Source organism: Thermaurantimonas aggregans, from assembly GCF_003851885.1.
Lineage (GTDB): Bacteria > Bacteroidota > Bacteroidia > Flavobacteriales > Schleiferiaceae > Thermaurantimonas > Thermaurantimonas aggregans.
Genome location: NZ_BHZE01000006.1, coordinates 98,156 through 113,481, shown reverse-complemented (window position 1 = coordinate 113,481; position 15,326 = coordinate 98,156). Strand labels below are relative to the sequence as shown.

13 protein-coding genes are annotated in these 15,326 nt (G+C 45.0%); 2 read left to right on the top strand and 11 right to left on the bottom strand.

The features are described from left to right. Positions 1–12 precede the first annotated feature (12 nt). From EIP89_RS04520 to EIP89_RS04510, 3 genes are read right to left on the bottom strand one after another with little or no spacing between them, the layout of a single operon-like run. Positions 13–1,455 carry a TolC family protein gene (locus tag EIP89_RS04520; protein ID WP_124397469.1) on the bottom strand — a complete coding sequence of 481 codons (1,443 nt, stop codon included), beginning with the start codon at positions 1,453–1,455 and terminating at the stop codon, positions 13–15. Beyond that, the gene (locus EIP89_RS04515; protein ID WP_124397468.1) at positions 1,452–2,783 is read right to left on the bottom strand and encodes an HlyD family secretion protein; all 1,332 of its coding nucleotides are present in this window, start codon (positions 2,781–2,783) and stop codon (positions 1,452–1,454) included. The genes EIP89_RS04520 and EIP89_RS04515 overlap by 4 nt, the downstream gene beginning before the upstream one ends. A gap of 15 nt (positions 2,784–2,798) precedes the next feature. Beyond that, positions 2,799–4,550 carry an ATP-binding cassette domain-containing protein gene (locus EIP89_RS04510; RefSeq protein WP_124397467.1) on the bottom strand — a complete coding sequence of 584 codons (1,752 nt, stop codon included), beginning with the start codon at positions 4,548–4,550 and terminating at the stop codon, positions 2,799–2,801. A gap of 134 nt (positions 4,551–4,684) precedes the next feature. Between EIP89_RS04510 and EIP89_RS04505 the strand changes: the two genes are divergently transcribed. Together EIP89_RS04505 and EIP89_RS04500 are read left to right on the top strand one after the other, a co-directional pair. Beyond that, positions 4,685–5,563 carry a sterol desaturase family protein gene (locus EIP89_RS04505; RefSeq protein ID WP_124397466.1) on the top strand — a complete coding sequence of 293 codons (879 nt, stop codon included), beginning with the start codon at positions 4,685–4,687 and terminating at the stop codon, positions 5,561–5,563. Between the two features lie 450 nt (positions 5,564–6,013). Next, a complete protein-coding gene (locus tag EIP89_RS04500) occupies positions 6,014–6,790 on the top strand; it encodes a hypothetical protein (protein ID WP_124397465.1) in 777 nt (258 codons plus the stop codon). A 12-nt stretch (positions 6,791–6,802) separates the two neighbouring features. Here the strand turns inward: EIP89_RS04500 and EIP89_RS04495 are convergent, their stop codons facing one another. The 8 genes from EIP89_RS04495 to EIP89_RS11545 all read right to left on the bottom strand — a co-directional run bounded on the left by EIP89_RS04495 (position 6,803) and on the right by EIP89_RS11545 (position 15,319). After that, on the bottom strand, positions 6,803–7,534 hold the full coding sequence (locus EIP89_RS04495; RefSeq protein ID WP_124397464.1) for a hypothetical protein: 732 nt from the start codon (positions 7,532–7,534) through the stop codon (positions 6,803–6,805). After that, entirely contained in the window at positions 7,531–8,310 is a 780-nt protein-coding gene (gene mazG, locus EIP89_RS04490) for a nucleoside triphosphate pyrophosphohydrolase (RefSeq protein WP_124397463.1), read from the bottom strand. Before mazG ends, EIP89_RS04495 begins: the two co-directional genes overlap by 4 nt. A 1-nt stretch (position 8,311) precedes the next feature. Further along, a complete protein-coding gene (locus tag EIP89_RS04485) occupies positions 8,312–8,764 on the bottom strand; it encodes a DUF5606 family protein (RefSeq protein WP_160160517.1) in 453 nt (150 codons plus the stop codon). An 8-nt stretch (positions 8,765–8,772) separates the two neighbouring features. Further along, positions 8,773–9,354, bottom strand: a complete 582-nt coding sequence (locus EIP89_RS04480) for a tetratricopeptide repeat protein (RefSeq protein ID WP_124397462.1) — start codon at positions 9,352–9,354, stop codon at positions 8,773–8,775. Then, the gene (def, locus tag EIP89_RS04475) at positions 9,351–9,923 is read right to left on the bottom strand and encodes a peptide deformylase (RefSeq protein WP_124397461.1); all 573 of its coding nucleotides are present in this window, start codon (positions 9,921–9,923) and stop codon (positions 9,351–9,353) included. The genes EIP89_RS04480 and def overlap by 4 nt, the downstream gene beginning before the upstream one ends. Positions 9,924–10,083: 160 nt before the next feature. Then, the gene (locus EIP89_RS04470) at positions 10,084–12,306 is read right to left on the bottom strand and encodes a RelA/SpoT family protein (RefSeq protein ID WP_124397460.1); all 2,223 of its coding nucleotides are present in this window, start codon (positions 12,304–12,306) and stop codon (positions 10,084–10,086) included. A gap of 214 nt (positions 12,307–12,520) precedes the next feature. After that, positions 12,521–14,950, bottom strand: a complete 2,430-nt coding sequence (locus EIP89_RS04465; RefSeq protein ID WP_124397459.1) for a ligase-associated DNA damage response DEXH box helicase — start codon at positions 14,948–14,950, stop codon at positions 12,521–12,523. A 201-nt stretch (positions 14,951–15,151) separates the two neighbouring features. Continuing rightward, a complete protein-coding gene (locus tag EIP89_RS11545; RefSeq protein ID WP_170157619.1) occupies positions 15,152–15,319 on the bottom strand; it encodes a PID-CTERM protein-sorting domain-containing protein in 168 nt (55 codons plus the stop codon). Between the last annotated feature and the right edge of the window lie 7 nt (positions 15,320–15,326).

Here is a 15,326-nt window from a genome sequence, read left to right as displayed (position 1 = left end):
GTTTTTAAAAAATCACTGTGGCGGAGTGTAGTCATACAAAATACCTGCAGCTCTAAAGAATGAAGCAATCGAAGTCTGATATCGATGCAGTAGTTGCAAGTACTGAAGTTCAGCATCTATAGCTTGCACTTCGCGAGCGTTTACTAAGAAGAGAGAGCTTTCGCCGATCTGAAATTTGCGCTGCTCTATGCGCAGCAGTTCAAAAAAGTTTTTCATGTTGTTTCTCACCATATTCATCTGTTCGAATTGGTTTTCGAGCAGATAAGCTTCTTGCTGCATGCGTCGCTGCAGGGCAATTCTCCGATTTTCGCGTTGCAAGCGAGCTTCGGTGAGCCTGATTTCATTGATTCGCAATGCTGCGCGCTCTCTGCGCAAAAAGAGCGGTATGCTGAAATCGATTCCAAATTTGTAGTTCCTGGGAGATATAAAAATCTCCTCTCCTGCTAAAAAGCCCACTTGTTCGGTCAAAAAATTATATTTGATGTTGAGTTTGGGCAGTAATTCATTTTTTCTAAAGGCTCTTTCAGCCTCGAGCAGGCGCACCTGGTAGTCGAGCAGCTGACTTTCGGGATTTATTTGGTAAAATTCGTTAGATATTTTTATGATGCTATCGAAACTCACAGGAAACTGAGTGGGTGCATTTAAAAACTGAGGAATTACTAACCAAGAAAGCTCTAAAGGTTCACCAGAAGGGCTCCAGAGGTGGTTTGACAATTTCAGCCTTGCGTCGTTGAGCTGTGCGCGAGCTTGTTCGGCGGCTATTTCGCGCGATTGTATTAGAATAAAGGCTTCAAGAGTATCAACCGCCGGCACATCGCCGTTTAAGAAGGCAGTCTTTACCAATTCGAAGCGCTGTCGGGCTACTTTTACAAAGCGATCGCGCATCTGAAATTCAGCAAATCGCAACGACCACATCCAGTAGTCAGCAATTGCTTCAAAGAGCAAATCATTAAGTACCCGGCGCTGCATGTATGCTGAGTAGCGGTTAAAGAGTTTGGCTTGCTGAAGTTCGAGTCTTCGCTGATCGGTAAGTAGTCCCCGAAGTACAGGTATATCAGCGCCTATGGCGAGTAGTCCACCTATGGGCATGTTGCTTTCCGGATTTAAGAAATCACCGCCAGTCGTGCTCCAGGTGGCATTGAATTTTATACCAGGATAAGTAAAAAATTCTAATCCTCCATCTTGATAACTGTAGTAATTTTTGTTGTTAAACTCTTTGCCTGAAGCAAAATAAAAGGCCACTGGATCGAAAGAACCTTTTGCCATTAGCCGTCTAGCTTTGCCTTCCTGAGGTATTAAAGCGGCTTGATTGGCAACAGGATGGTGTTTTAAAACAAGTCCTATAAAATCTTGTAAAGGCATCACGTACGCCGAATCTGAAGAAGGCTCGAATTGGGCAAATCCCACCTCAGAAAAGGCCACAATTACACTGAGAAGCGACCAGAACTTCTTCATTTAGAAGCTGTTTTTTTTGATTTATCGCTTTTCTGGCCATTTTTGGTTTCGGGCGTATAGTATTCCGGCGGGAAGCCATTCAGCTGTCGCCAGATTTCATACCATACAGGTACATCTTTGAGCAGAAGTATAGCGCGCACACCAGATCCAAATCGTATTTGTTCTGGCCAGGGTACGTCATCTTTATCAGGAATCATAAGAATGCGGTACATTCCGTTTTCGCTCAGCACATTGTCGATGGCAGCTATTTCTCCACCGAAGGTTCCAAACGTTATGCTTGGCCATCCGGAAAACACGATGGCTGGCCAGCCATCGAATTCAATTCTACCCTTTTCGTGTAGGTGCATAAGGGGTAGATCCACCGGCCTTACAAACACTTCTACGGCCAACTGATATTGTAAGGGCATGATTTCCATGATGGGTTCGCCTTCCATAATGTTTTCGCCAATGCCGACTCGCGTCATTCGTGTGACCATGCCCCGCTGTGGCGCCGTTACATAGTAATAGCTTTGGCGTACGTTGATGGAGTTTATTTTACTTCTCAATTTGGCAATCTCAGCATTCGTTGAATAATAGTCGCTGATGGCTGACTGACGGTCGCTTTCGGCTTTTGAGATTTTTTCGGCAAAGTCAGCGCGAATACCGAGCAAGTCTGCCTTTGATTGCAAAAATTTGTTTCGGGCGGCAGTGAGCTTAGCAGTAGCATCTTGAAAGGCCTGGTTGCTTCGCTCCCAGTCGAAGCGGCTTTTAACCCCTTCGTTGTAGAGCGTATCAGTGCGCTTGAATTGTATATCGGCAAATTTGTATTGCATGCGTGCAGCCTCATACTCATTGCTGTCGGCCTGTACTTTTAGCATAGCCTGTTGTAGCTTGATTTCTTGGCTTTCTTTCAGTGCTTTGATTTGTTGTGCCAGGGCATTAGCCTTATCTTGATACGAAATCAAGGCTGCTTCCTTTGCTTTGAGCTCAGCGGTAAGATTGACTAAGAGGTTGGGGTCAAAGTATTCGTCCTTAATTTCAGTGATAAACACTAGCGTATCGCCAGCATTAACGGTATCACCTTCGCGTACAAACCATTGTCGTATAGTACCAGGTATCGGTGATTGTACTGTCTGCGGTCGTTGTTCGGGCCTAAATGCGGTGACCTGACCGTATCCCTGAACGTTCTGAGTCCAAGGCAGAAAAAGCATGATCAAAAATAAAATCAACAACCCCCACATCACTTTTGACAGATAGTTGAAGAAGAGGGGAACGCTGGTGTATTTATACGCTTTAGTTGCCTCTACTTTGATAATGTTTTTGGGTTCGTTGTCTGATATGTTGAGCATTTTGATAGCCGTTTTTTAGGGTTCTAATCCTTCAATAGTAAATCGGAACATCGACCGAATGTGTTCATCTTTAATGAGATCGTCAATATGCCCCGTGGCAATGACTCTACCTTTTTCGATAATAACGGTTTTATCGCACTTCTTTGCAAAGGTGTATAGATTGGATATAGCAAGCAGTGTGTATGGATGGCTTCTATCGGTCAGATACTCAGCTATAGCCTCGCAGAAGCCCGTTTCAAGCTCAGAGAGTACATCCTCCAGCAGCAGAAGTCCGGGATTATTAAGCAGTGAGCGTATCAACAGAATCTTTTTGAAAAAGCTCTTCGGAATTCTTCGATCATTTGGGAATACCTCGGTATCAAATCCGTCGGGAAGTTCTTTCATAAATTGAGTCAAGCCCAGTCGATCGCAAAGAGATATTACATGATTGAGCTCTACATCCCTTCCCATTATCAAATTTTCAAGTATGGTTCCATGAAAAATGTTTTGATCACTCAGGTTATCACCGATGCGCTTGCGCAGGCTAAAGGGTTCAATGTTTTGGATTGGCATGCCATTAAAGGTGACTGTACCTGTATAATTGGTGTACAAACCAGCAGCTATATGTAGCAGCACCGATTTCCCTGAGTTATTTGGTCCACTCAAGCAAACCCGCTCCCCGGCTTTTATCTCGAGATTGATTTCTGATAGCTTGTTTTTTTGAGTTTTATCGAAATTAAAACTGATGTTATTAAAAGAAATCGCTATGGGTCCCGGCTTACCGTTTTCTAATTCGCTGAAGTCCACGCCGTCGTATTTTTCCAAAGGTACATCCATCACCTGGCCCAACTTTTCTGTACCGGTAAGCACGTCGTAGATCACTTCCAAACTGAGCATAAGTTTTTCTACGGAGTTTAGAATGATGATGATGATAATTTCGCTGGCAACAAACTGCCCCAAGCTGATGTCGCGATTTATAACCAAAATACCACCAAGTATTAGCAATCCGCCGGTTATAATGGTTTTGAAAGCCACGATATTTCCAAACTGAAACAAAAGCACCTTGAAGTGCTCTTTGCGATACTTGATGTAATTTTCAACGATGGGATGCAACTTATCATTTATTATATCACTACCTCCTGCCAGTTTAAACGATGGCAATACACGCGCTACCTCTTCGAGCCAAAAGGCAGTCTTGTACTTGTACTTGCTCTCCATCAGGCTCGATTTCATGCCTTTAGGCCCGCTATATACAAAGATCAACACGAGATAAATCATCAAGAAGAGCCCGAAAAAGATGAAAAACGGGTGGTAAAACGACAAAAGCAAGAGCCCAAAGACAATCTGAATAAATGCAGAAATAAATTCTTTTAAAATCTTTGGCAATCCTTTTTGGATGGTAAGTACATCGAAGAATCGGTTGGCCAACTCAGGTGGATATTCTTTGATTAAGTAGTTATAATCCCATCGAGGCATGCGATAGCCAAGCTCGTAGGCAGCACGTATGTAGATGCGCTGTTGGATGGCTTCGGCCAATGACATCTGAAGTATCTGAAAAAATCCAGCTAAAACAACGCCGATTAATACAATTACTACCAATAAAATCCAAGCATTTGATACCCTGCCACCCATCACAAGATTGATGATAGCTTGTATGCCGAGTGGCAAGCTGAGATTCACTATGGCAGCTAGAATACCCAGTAAAAAAATGTAGTAGATTTCTTTTCTAAAATTTCCTAACATTTTAAAAAACCGCTGAAGAGGCTTGTTTCCGTGTGTATCTGCCATATGAAAATTTTGATTGTCGTTCACAAAGAAAGAACCATTTTTAATTAAGAAAGATTAAATTTGACTTACTAAAAATACGTTGGTGATTTTTGTCATTGTTTAAATTTTAAAATCACATCTTAAAAATCTTAAAGATGCCTAATCTTATCCATTACGCGATACCTGCTTTTTTAGTGTTGTTGTTAACAGAACTGATTTTTTCAGAGCTTACCAAAAAACATCTATACGAGACCCGCGACACACTTAGCAGCCTTGCAATGGGCATCGGCAATGTACTTATCAATCTGATAGGCAAGAGCTTTGCATTGGCCACCTACTACTTTTTTTGGCGGTACAGGTTTTTTGATTTAGGCAGTGCTTGGTGGGTGTGGCTACTACTGTTGTTTGCTGACGATTTTACCTATTATTGGTATCACCGTTGGTCACACGAGGTGCGCTATCTGTGGGCATCGCACGTAGTGCACCACTCTTCACAGCGGTACAATCTTTCTACCGCTCTACGCCAAACCTGGACGGGCACCCTCTCCGGAGGCTTTTTGTTTTGGGCATGGCTGCCTCTCGTTGGTTTTCATCCACTTATGGTTATGACCATGCAATCCATTAACCTTTTGTATCAATTCTGGATTCATACTGAAGCGATTGATAGACTTCCCCGTTGGTTCGAGTGGATCTTCAATACACCCTCTCACCACCGAGTTCATCATTCCAGCGAGCCACGCTATCTCGATCGCAACCATGCGGGCATCTTCATCATTTGGGATCGACTGTTTGGCACCTTCGTGCCCGAAGATCATCGGCCCACCTACGGACTTACTAAAAACATCGATACTTACAACCCTTTTCGCATCGCCTTTCACGAATGGGGCGATATCGTTCGCGATGTGCGCTCTGCTCCTAATCTCCGTGCGGCATTTTTGTACCTCTTTGGCCCTCCAGGATGGAGCTATGATGGCAGCCGTCTTACTTCACGACAGTTGCGAGAAAGGGCTAACCTCCGGAGAGAAAGTGTTTGATTAATTTTCTTTTTCTGTTTGGGTGTGCTTAAGGCAGCGTGCATAAGCGCTCTTGACTGAGGCGGATACAATGATCAGGTTAAAAAGATGTTGAGTAAACTGAAACTTTATGTCTGTAGTTGCTTCGCTGCTGCGCTTCGGCATTGCTTTGCGTTGCCTACGCACTGTGTTGGCGCGCTCCCGTCGTATTCCTCACGTTAAGGTCGAACACGATTTGTATTGCTTGTTTCTCCTTATCTGTCTGATTCATTCCTTTTAACCCAATTATCCATCTTTTCTTGTAAGATCTTTCATTTCGTAAACACTGATAACTAATAACTTATGCTTTGCACCTTCCTGTTTATTCAAAGAAAATTTCACACTAAACTAATTCAATTGTTTTTTAGTAAAATTTGATAACCTTGCTTACCAATTTTCGTTAATTTCAATAAAAATCTGGAATCAAAAAACATGAACTTTACCAAAAATACTTGGTTGTTTTTCTTACTTACAATTTTTATATCGTCTTGTTCTTACAGGCTTGCGGTACCCGATGACTTCGAGCAACGCTCTGCCTATTATCAGGCTCAAAATAGGCAATCCTGGCCTTTTAAAAAAAACATGACTGTTGGACCATACTTGGCTACCAACATTCGTAGAGGTTGGACGGAAAGTTACCACTTTACCTTTGTGATGCGCTGGACAGGCGCCAGTGAGCGCTATCGCTTTGTGGTGCGCGAGGCAGCTCGGCCTCAAGATACCGTTGCGACTGTCTTTTGTTTCACCAAAATTCGACAAGAAGATTTTACCTGGATTGCTCGTCGCATGGGTGGCTGGCCCATCAAATACGAAAATGTCTTTGTAGCTACCATCGCCTTGAGCGATAGTACAGGCTCTGTACAAGAATGGGAATTGGTGTACAATGAGCCGCCTATGTTCATTTTACCACAGCAAAGAGGAATAGGCATATTGAAAGGTCCCCAAGGCGAAACTTACGAAGTAGAAAGTTTTCATTATTTCCGTCGCCCGTCTGGCAAGCGTATGTGGTCAAATACTCCGATAGGTTTTGTCATCAGGAAGGATGGGATAGAGTTAGCAATAGCCGATATAATCAACAAGGGCGGTTATTACATTCGCGAAGAGCTCCCTATGGACGAAAGAAACCTAATTACTTCAGCATGTATGGCTCTGCTTTTAAGGCGTGATCTGCGCGAAACTCATGAAAGAGCTGAAGTAGTGAACAATTAATTTTATCAATCGCTATAAAGGCGAAAATTTCATCACAATGCCTTCAATCTCTTCCCAATCTGTGGTGGAAGGTTTTCCGAAGGGAAAATGATACAAATAAGGCTCCTCACTTTGAACATGTTTAAACCGTGCATTGAGAGGGTGATTTTGTGTAACCACAGCTGTAAGCCGGTTATCGCCTTTTAAAAACAGTAGTAGGCGAATGCCATCACCGGCCAATGATTTGTTTTTGTCGCGCAGCACATATACTGTACCATTAGGCAGTACGTGTTTTTCAGGCTTGAATTCAGAAACCCATTCTGACAGGCTTGCTGTGATATTGCCTTTTTTAGCAATAACTTTTTCTAGGGCAGCTTCGGGCTTGGTAGCATCGTCGATTTTGGTTTTGAAGAGATAGCCCTGAATGATTACTCGAAACTTGTCTTTGTGCCTTCCGCCAGCCTCAACCACTTCTGTCACATCCCATTGCTGTGGCATTACACCCACTTCTTTACCTCCGATAAAAATGGAAGCCCCCTGAGCGATGCGATGACCGCTCATTTCAGCACGGCGCACCATTACTTCTATGCTCGCCGGGTACCAATTGTCGGTCATTGGCCCGGTATATACTTCGGTGCCCTCGGGTATGGTAAAAAGCACACGCACGCCGGGTTTGGTGTAGAGCTCTGCTTCTTTTTTTACTTTTTGGCAGTAAATCGAGGATGTTAGTAATAAAAGACTGGTTGCAAAAAAGAGTTTTTTCATTTTTCAACGTCTTTTGCCTTTTCCCAATAAATGTCCATTTCTTCCAATGTCATATCGTGAAGCGTTCGTCCGTCAGCAGCAGCAGCTTGTTCCATGTACTGGAAACGCTGGATGAATTTTTTGTTGGTTTTTTCTAAGGCATTTTCAGGATTGATGTTCAGAAAGCGGGCATAGTTGATGAGGCTAAAGAGCAGATCACCGAATTCTCTTTCCATTGCATCATTATTGCCTTTCGTTGCCTCTTCGTGGAATTCTTTGAGTTCTTCCTGAACCTTTTGCCACACTTGCTCGGCATTGTCCCAGTCAAAGCCTGCACCGCGCGCTTTCTCTTGAATGCGCTGTGCTTTTACCATTGCCGGCAGGCTTTTTGGCACACCATCGAGTACTGAGCGGTTTCCTTCTTTCAGCTTCAGTTTTTCCCAATTGGCTTTTACTTCTTCTTCGCCCGACACTTTTACATCGCCATAGATGTGTGGATGCCTTGCAATGAGTTTATCGCAAATGCCATTGAGCACATCAGCAATGTCGAAATTGCCTGATTCTGAAGCGATTCTAGCGTAAAAAACCATATGGAGCATGAGATCGCCGATTTCCTTTTTGATTTCGGCCATGTTTTGGTCGAGTATAGCATCGGCGAGCTCGTAGGTCTCTTCAATGGTTAAGTGCCTCAGGCTCTCCATCGTTTGCTTCATGTCCCATGGGCATTGGGTACGAAGCTCGTCCATAATGGTGAGCAGTCGGCCAAAGGCTTTGAGTTTATCGTCGAATGAATTCACTTTACTGCTGAGTTTCTTCGGCTGTGGTAGATGATTCGCTTTTTTCAGCGGTAGCATCCACAGGTTCGGGTTGGTCGTCAGCTAGTCCAAGTTCTACAAGCGTGTTATACCACTGAAATACTTTTTTAATGTCACTCAAGTACACGCGCTCTTTATCGTAATCGGGAAAGAATTTCTCAAACTCAGACCTAAGTACCGATTCAGACTCTTTGTGCGATGGTGCTTTTTGGCCGTTGTAGTGCTTATACATGTCAGCCAAAATTTCGCGCAGTGGTTTGTCGTCGCCATAGGTAAACATCGAAATGTCGTAGAGACTTGAGGCGTTTTGATTGGCGCTTACGGGCATTTTTCGGCCATCCGTAAGACTTTCTACCAAAATTCCTGTACGGGTTGTAGTAATGAGTTTGTACAAGCCAGGCTTACCAGTTACAGCGATGATTTTCTTAAGGTCCATAGTTTAATTTACTTATTTTCAGCTGATTGAATGGATTTGTTTTTTGGGTCATTGAGCCAACGCTCGATCATTTCGAGGTCGTTGTAGGGGTCGGTATCCGTAATTTTTAGCAAACTCGAAGCCTGCGCTGCCAAAGGGTGTGTGGGATAGTCAGCAACTACTTGTTCCCACATGCGTATGGCCTGCTGAGGTTGGCGCAAGTTGTTGTCATAGATCATACCGGCTAGAAAAAGGGCTTGTGCAGCATACGGCTGACCGGCAAATCGGGTATAAACGATCTGCAATTGCCTCAAAGCGTCTATTTCTCGGTCGGGTAGCAACAGATAGAGATTGGCCGCTTTTATCAAAAACTGCGCAGATAGCGTGTCTTGAGGGAAGGCTTGACTGTACTCTTGCATTTTTTCGATCAATTGTACCGCCAACGCCGTGTCAGCTTCAGGCATGGTCTTGAGCAGTTTGTTTTCAATGGCTTCTATTTCTGCGATCAGCTCTTTTGCGTCGTTTTTATCTTCTGAAGTTTCACTTCCCGAGCCGCAAGACCATGCGATTAGCATGAGCATTGCTATTAACCAATAGACTCTTTTCATCATTTGTTGTAAAAACGGATTTTGTAGTTACAACTCACTTTACCCTTCAGAATGTTGTCAAGTTTGCCTTTAATGAGTCTTTTTCGCAGGGGCGAAAGTCGATCGGTGAATAGGATGCCTTCGATGTGATCGTATTCGTGCTGTATGATGCGCGCCCGAATGCCGTCAAATTCGCCGGTGTGTTCTTGAAAGTTCTCATCAAACCAAGTCATGCGTATGCGTTCGTGGCGCGAAACATCTTCGCGGATTTCAGGAATGGAGAGGCATCCTTCGTTGAAGGCCCATTTCTCACCACTCTCTTCTAAAATTTGTGCGTTGATAAAAACTTTTTTAAAGTCTTTGATGCCTTCTTCATTGGCATATTCCGGGTCTTCAGCAAAAGGTGTAGCGTCAACAATAAAAAGCCTTATGTTTAATCCTATTTGTGGAGCTGCTAGTCCTACGCCGTTGGCCTGATACATGGTTTCCCACATATTGGCAATAAGTTCATTAAGATTCTTGTATGAGTGGTCAATAGGTATGCTTTTGCGCTTCAGTACCGGATCGCCGTATGCTACAATGGGTAATATCATCAATATTTCTCTATTCAATGAAAGCCTGCAAACCTACAAACTCTCTGCCAAAATGGATATCTATTAAGTCTCAATCGAGGTCAAAGCCGATGGCATTTTTAGGGTTTTTAAGAAATTTTGATGTAGTATAAGCTAAAACATTGAGTGTGTAAAGTAAGAGTTATTTTCGGGTTACAGAGGTTACACCTTCTACTTTCTTTAGTTTTTCAATGATTTTGGTCAAATGCATTTTATCAGCTACTACAAGGGTAATCTCTCCGGAGAATATGCCCGCATCGCCAGAGATATTGATGGCTTTAATGTTCACATTCATGTCGTTCGAGATGATTTGGGTAACCTTATTTACTAGTCCCATCGTATCAATTCCTTTGATAACGAGCACTGCCGTGAAGTTGCCTGATTGCTCAGCCACCCAGCGGGCTTTGATGATGCGATTGGCATAGTTACTCTGGAGCGTAATGGCATTCGGACAATCGTATCGATGCACCGTAATCCCTGACCCACTGCTCAAAAATCCAAACACCGAATCGCCCGGCACAGGATTGCAGCACTTACCCATGCGGTATTCGAGCTTTTCGTCGTTTTGCCCAAATACGAGAATCTTTGGGTCTTCTTCGGTTTGTACTGTTTTCTTGATCTGTGTATCCTCTGAATCTGAACGGCCGAACTTTTTGCGCAGGTAGGCCATAAAGCCCCTGTTGTATTCTTTGGCAAATTCTTTAATGTCTTCGTTATCAATGATTTTACTTCCAACTTTGTAAAAAAGCTCTTGGGTATTGGCCAGTTTGAAAAACTGCGCCATGCGGTTGAGAACTTTCTCGGTCGGTTTGATTTTAATGTACGAAAGTTTTCTACTGAGAATTTCACGACCTTGGTCGGCGAGTACGCGTTTTTCTTCGCGCAGCGACGATTTAATTTTAGTTTTCGCTTTGCTAGTAACTACATGATTGAGCCATTCTTCTTTGGGCTTTTGTTTTTCAGAGGTGATGATCTCAACTTGGTCTCCGCTTTGTAATTTGTAATTGAGAGGTACAAGCTTGCCGTTCACCTTTGCGCCCAGCGTTTTAAGTCCGATATCGGTGTGTATTTCAAAGGCAAAATCCAGAGGGGTGGAGCCGGCAGGGAGTCGTTTGAGGTCTCCTTTGGGCGTGAAGATGAAAATTTCATCCGAGAGCAGGTTGGTTTTAAAATCGTTTACAAATTCTACGGCATTGGATTCTGGATTTTCGAGCAGCTGGCGAATTTTTTCGATGAGTTTTTCTAAGTGCGCGTCAGAGGAGGCGTCTTCTTTGTACTTCCAGTGGGCAGCATAGCCGCGCTCGGCAATGTCGTCCATGCGCTTGGAGCGGATTTGTACTTCGATCCAGTGACCATCTGGCCCCATCACAGTGGTGTGCAGCGATTCATAGCCATTTGATTTAGGCGCTGATATCCAGTCTCGAAACCGTTCAGGACTCGGCTTATAGTGACTGGTGATGATGGAATACACGCGCCAGATGTCAGCTTTCTCGCGCTCGGGCGAACTGTTCAGGATGATGCGGATGGCAAATTTGTCATAAACTTCCTCGAAAGGGATGCCTTGTTTGCGCATCTTCTTCCGTATAGAATAAATGCTTTTGGTGCGGTATTTAATGGTGAAGTCGAGGCCTTCGTTTTTGAGCAGTTCTCGGATTTTTTCGGAAAACTGGGTTAGATAGCGCGTATCATCGGCTTTGGTTTCGCGCAGCTTGCGCTCGATTTCGGCATATACCTCGGGCTCCGTGTATTTTAGGGAGAGGTCTTCGAGTTCGGTTTTGATGTTGTAGAGGCCGAGCCTTCCGGCAAGGGGAGCGTAGAGGTAGAGGGTTTCGGAGGCTATTTTGAGTTGCTTGTGTGCCGGCATATCGTCCATAGTACGCATGTTGTGCAGGCGGTCAGCCAATTTGATGAGGATTACGCGGATGTCGTCAGATATGGTCAGCAGCATCTTGCGGAAGTTTTCAGCTTGCACGGAGATGTCCATATCCGATACGAAAGAGATTTTGGTAAGTCCATCGATGATTTTTGCGATGGTCTTGTCAAAGAGGCGCTCAATGTCTTCGAGGGTGTATTCGGAGTCTTCAACTACATCGTGCAAAAGGGCGCAAGCGATGGATGTAGGCCCGAGGCCGATTTCGCGCGATACGATGATGGCCACCTCCAGGGGGTGCAGGATGTATGGCTCACCGCTTTTGCGACGCACGCCTTTGTGCGCATCCATTGCCACGTTAAAGGCTTTGCGGATGAGTTTTTTATCTGCATTGTCGAGCTTACCCGCACAACTCCTAAGCAGGGCTCGGTAGCGATTTAAAATTTTGCGTTTGTCCTCAGTGTTTTGATCTATTTGTAGTACTTCTGCCGGCATAGGTTTAATCAAACTTGGTGTAAAAGAGTAGTGGGAGGTTTGTTACCTCAAAGTTACGAAAGCTTTTTACTGTGATTTATCAGGGTATTTAAAAAGTAAATGTTTGTTTTTTAATTCATTAATTCCCGCAGATCTTACAGAAATGCGCAGAAAGAGTTTTAGTTAAGGTTGATGTTAGAGTTTAAGTTACTTAACCCTTAACCTTTACCTCTGATCATTTCACTTCCACGCCTGCCTCTCTGAGCATTTTTTCGACGCGCTGTTCGAGGGATTCGTTGGTTAGGCGTTCGCGTAGGCGATCGACCATGATAGGGAAGCAAAAGGGCGTGGGACGTTCGATGTATCGCAGCAAGATTTCTTGACCTTGAATGCGGCTGAAAGCCTGTTGCATGCGTCCATGTTCGAGCTGAAACTGTAGGATTTCGTCGTATGCCTGCCGAAGCAAGAGGTTATCGGGTTCGTGCTCAGATAAGGTGCTGAAAATCAAACTCGCTGAGCTCTGCAAGTGCTTTTCTTTTACTGGTTTACCCGGATATCCCTGAAAGACCAAACCGGCTATGGCGGCAATGTCCCGAAATCTACGACGTGCCATTTCAGTGGCATTTACGCTTTGAAGGATATCGCGCTCCAAATGCTCTGTGCTAAATACATCAGAGTCGAGGGCCTCTTGAATAGGAATGGGATCGGCAGAAAGCAGTTCGAAGCCGTAATCGTTCATAGCTATACTAAACGTAATGGGCTGAAAAAGCGCCAACCGCCAAGCTAAGACCGAAGCCATTCCCTCGTGTACAAATCGACCTTCGAAGGGATAGACAAAGAGGTGATGTCCTTCACGCGAAACGAGATATTCGATCAGCAACTGATCAGGTCCGGGTATGGCACTGCGCTCGAGCTGTAACTTCCAAAGAGGTGAGATAAACTTAAGCTCCGGGTCGGTTGTCTTGTCGTCGAAGGCTTCTTGGAGTTTTTCACGCAGCATGGCGCCCATCTGGCCAGAGAGGGGCATGCGTCCACCCATCCAACTGGGCACAAGGCCTTCTTTTTGCTGACTGGCGCGTACAGTAACCTCTAAACCACGTACACGCACCAGCTCTAAACTGCGTCCGGCAAACCAGAACACATCGCCTGGCTTCAGGCGACTGATAAACCACTCTTCGATTGTGCCTACAAATCCGCCGTTAAGAAACTTTACGCGCATCACCGTATCGCTTACAATGGCTCCAATGCTGAGGCGATGCCTCAGGGAGATGCGCTTGCTCTTTACGACATACCGACCGTCGTCGGTACGCACTACCTTGTGAAAATCGTCGTATCCCTCAAGTGTACGCCCACCTGTGGTAATGAACGACAAACACCAGTACCACTCCTCATCGCTGATCGATGTAAAGGCGTGGGTAGAACGCACTTGATGAAGAATCTCTCCAGCCTCGAAGCCCGGACCTACCGCTAGAGTGACAAGCCATTGTACCAGCACGTCGAAACTGCGCACATAAGGTTCACGGGGCTCAATCACTTGTCGATCGATAGCTTCGCGTAGGGCAGCAGACTCAACCAACTCCAAGGTGTGCGTGGGCACGAAATAAATGCGACTTACGGCTCCCGGTTGATGGCCGCTGCGACCGGCGCGCTGCATAAAGCGGCTCACGCCCTTAGGACTGCCAATTTGGATGATGGTTTCTACCGGTCTGAAATCCACGCCCAAATCGAGACTCGATGTACACACCACGGCTTTTAATCGACCATCGTGTAAAGCATCTTCTACCCAATGGCGAATCTCGCGGCTGATGCTGCTATGGTGCATGGCTATCTGTCCTGCCAGCGACGGGGCTGCCTCGAGCAACTGTTGGTACCAGATTTCACATTGTGAGCGCGTGTTGGTAAAAATGAGTGTACTGCGGCTCTGCTCGATGACGGGTACTACTTTTTGTAACAATTTTATTCCCAGGTGCCCGGCCCAAGGCATTAGGTCAATGGTGTCAGGCAATACAGGTATTACCTCAATTCGCTTGCGCAAGTCAGCCCTTACTAAAATTCCTTCACGGTAAGTTCTGCCGAGTAATATCTGCATAGCCTCGTACATATTGTCTATGGTGGCTGAGATGCCCCACGTTTGCAATGCGGGCAGTCGAGCCCTTAGCCACGCAAGAGCCAGCTCCATCATCACACCGCGCTTGTTGCCCATCAATTCGTGCCATTCGTCCACTATTACGAATCGCAGTTGTTCGAATAGCCGCTCGCCATCGCGCGTAGCTATCAGTAGATGGAGACTTTCCGGTGTTGTAATCAGTATCTCAGGCATTTGTTTTGCCTGCTCACGTCGCTCGGCTATCTCTGTATCGCCCGTGCGTATGCCCACCCTCCAGCTAAGACCACATCCCTCCAACGCACGTGCAACACTCAGTTCTATTTCCTTAGCCAGCGCCCGTATGGGCGTTATCCATAAGCACACTAAACCTTTTGGATTTTCGCTCTTGAGCACTTCAAGTACACCGCCCAACACAGAGTAAGTTTTACCGCTTCCCGTTGGGGCATTTACAATGCCTGATTTGCCTTGTAGGATTTTATTCCACGCTTCGCGCTGAAAAACGAATGCTCGCCAACCCCGCGATGCAAACCACTGCTCGAGCAAAAAAGGACTTTTCATTAGTCGGTGTGCAAGATGTATAACTTGCAAAATTTGAATATGGTTTTAATCGAGTCCGATAATTCAGCAAAAAAATTTTGTTTTAGGAGTTTGAAATTGCTATCAGATGGCTTTGTATAAAACGCCTTTAGAGTATTATGGAAAAACCTAAAAATAAAAAAGCCGGTACAGAGACCGGCGTTAAAATCCTCAAGAGATAGATTATTCTTTGATTCTCCTCTTGTACGCTCCATACGCGGCACCAGCCAAAGCAAGCAAACCAACGGCACCATCTACAGGCACTGGTCCTCCCGGAGGATCAGGTTGAGCATAGGTGAATAAAGGAAATGATAGAATCAAAATAACAAGAAGAACAGAAGACTTTTTCATATGATCA